The organism is Mesotoga sp. HF07.pep.5.2.highcov, from assembly GCF_003666285.1.
Taxonomy (GTDB): domain Bacteria; phylum Thermotogota; class Thermotogae; order Petrotogales; family Kosmotogaceae; genus Mesotoga; species Mesotoga prima.
In genome coordinates this window covers 1-2,212 of the sequence record NZ_JFHJ01000553.1, presented here as the reverse complement: position 1 = coordinate 2,212, position 2,212 = coordinate 1, and the positions used below count along the sequence as shown (strand labels likewise).

The window sequence follows — 2,212 nt, the reverse complement described above, 5'->3', positions numbered from 1 at the left end:
CGATAGCGTATCTCGAGAGTCTCTTTATTGTATCGCCTGCCTTTGCAGACATCGCACTCGACGTAGACATCGGGAAGGAACTGCATCTCTATCTTTATAAGCCCATGCCCTTGACAGGCCTCGCATCTCCCGCCTTTGACGTTGAAGGAAAAACGCCCTTTGTTGTAGCCCCTTGCTCTTGCTTCCTGAGTCTTGGCGAAGAGATCCCTTACGTGATCGAAGAGCCCCGTGTATGTTGCAGGATTGGATCTCGGCGTTCTGCCTATTGGGTTCTGGTCGATCACTATTACGTTGTCGATCTCCTCCCAGCCGAGTAGCTCTGCCAGCTTTTCGGAGGAGGAATTGGATCCACCCAGTGCAACTTTGAGTGAAGGGTACACCGTGTCCATTACGAGAGAGCTCTTGCCACTTCCAGATACACCGGTTACCGTTATGAATTTGCCTAGCGGAAATGAAACGTCAATATGCTTAAGATTGTTCTTCTCCGCGCCCTTTACAGTGAGAAACTTTCCATTTGAGTTGTTCGCCGATTCGAATCTAGGAACGGATAACTCGCCATTTAGATACTTTCCCGTAAGAGATCGTTCCGGCGGGTTATCGAGAAGCGCCTGAGTTGTCCCCTGGTAAACGATCTCTCCTCCGTGAACTCCTGCTCCCGGTCCCACATCCACGATGTAGTCGGAGCTTCTTATGACCTCTTCGTCGTGTTCGACAACTATTACGGTGTTTCCCAGATCCCTGAGGTTCTTCAGTGTCTTTATCAACCTGTCATTGTCTCTTGAATGTAGCCCTATGGTTGGCTCATCGAGCACATAGGTAACCCCCGTAAGGCCGGAACCGATCTGTGTCGCAAGTCTTATTCTTTGCGATTCCCCTCCTGAAAGCGTCATGGCGTATCTGGACAGGGTGATGTAGTCGAGTCCCACATCCACCAGAAATTTGAGCCGCTTCTCTATCTCACTCAGGAGCTCTCCGACGATTTCCCGCTGAAAATCCGTGAAATGAATACCTGTCATGAAGTCGTAGATTTCCTGGATTGTGAGATCGGATATCTGCGCGATATTCAAACCGCCAAGAGTAACTGCAAGCGCTTCGGGTCTCAAACGTTGACCGTTACACTGCGTACAGATCTGTTGAACCATGAAATTGCTTTCCATCCAGAAGCGCATGTCTTCCGACTGTGTTTCGTTATATCGTCTCCTTAGATTGTTGATTATGCCTTCATAGGGTCTCTTAAGCTCGTAAGTGAGCCGATCGGACTTGTATTTCATAGAAATGTCGCTGTCCGTTCCGAAAAGGATGGCATTCTTCACATCGTCTCGAAGATCTTTGAAGGGTTTGGCAGGATCGTCGCCTAGCGATTCTATTACTTTTACGATCATCTTCAGGGTAAATGTGTCCCTGTTGCTTGACATCGTCTTTATGGCGCCCTTCAAAACGCTCAGACTTTCATCTACAAGAAGATCTTTTGAGAATTCCATTGTGTAACCAAGGCCATGACACTTTGGACAGGCCCCGAAAGGGTTGTTGAATGAAAAGATCTTCGGCGAAATTTCCGGAAGGCTTATCCCACAGTCGGGACAGGCAAAATTCTCACTGAAGATCTTTCTCTCTTCGGAATCGACCAGACCGACTTCGACGAAGCCATCCCCTTCATGCAAAGCCATCTCGATGCTGTCAGCAAGACGTGAAGCGTTATCGGCATCTGCCCTCAGTCTATCCACCACTAGGTTTATCGTGTGTCTCTTGTTCTTGTCAAGTTTGAGGTCTTCGTCGAGATCGTATGTTTCTCCATCTATCTCGATCCTTACAAAGCCCTTCTTTCTGAGAGCTTCAAGTTCCTTCTTGAACTCGCCCTTCTTACCATTGGCAACAGGGGCGTAGATGGCGATTCGATCTTCCGCACCGTATTCCTTCAGAACTCCTTCTACGATTTCATCGAGACTCTGTTTCTGAACTACGCGCCCACAGGACGGACAATGTGGAATACCCACTCTGGCGAACAAAACTCTCAGGTAGTCGTGTATCTCCGTAACGGTTCCTACCGTCGATCTAGGGTTATGGCTAACGGTCTTCTGCTCTATGGCAATTGCCGGAGAGAGCCCCTCGATATTTTCTACATCGGGTTTCTTCATCTCCCCCAGAAACTGTCTAGCATAAGTGGAAAGAGATTCGAGATATCTCCTCTGACCTTCTGCGTAAATTGTGTCGA

The 2,212-nt window shown here is 48.4% G+C and carries 1 protein-coding gene; it reads right to left on the bottom strand.

Annotated features, from left to right (window positions below):
- Positions 1 to 2,212 (bottom strand): excinuclease ABC subunit UvrA (gene uvrA, locus BG32_RS11700; protein ID WP_121526865.1); only part of this gene is annotated, 2,212 nt, incomplete at both ends.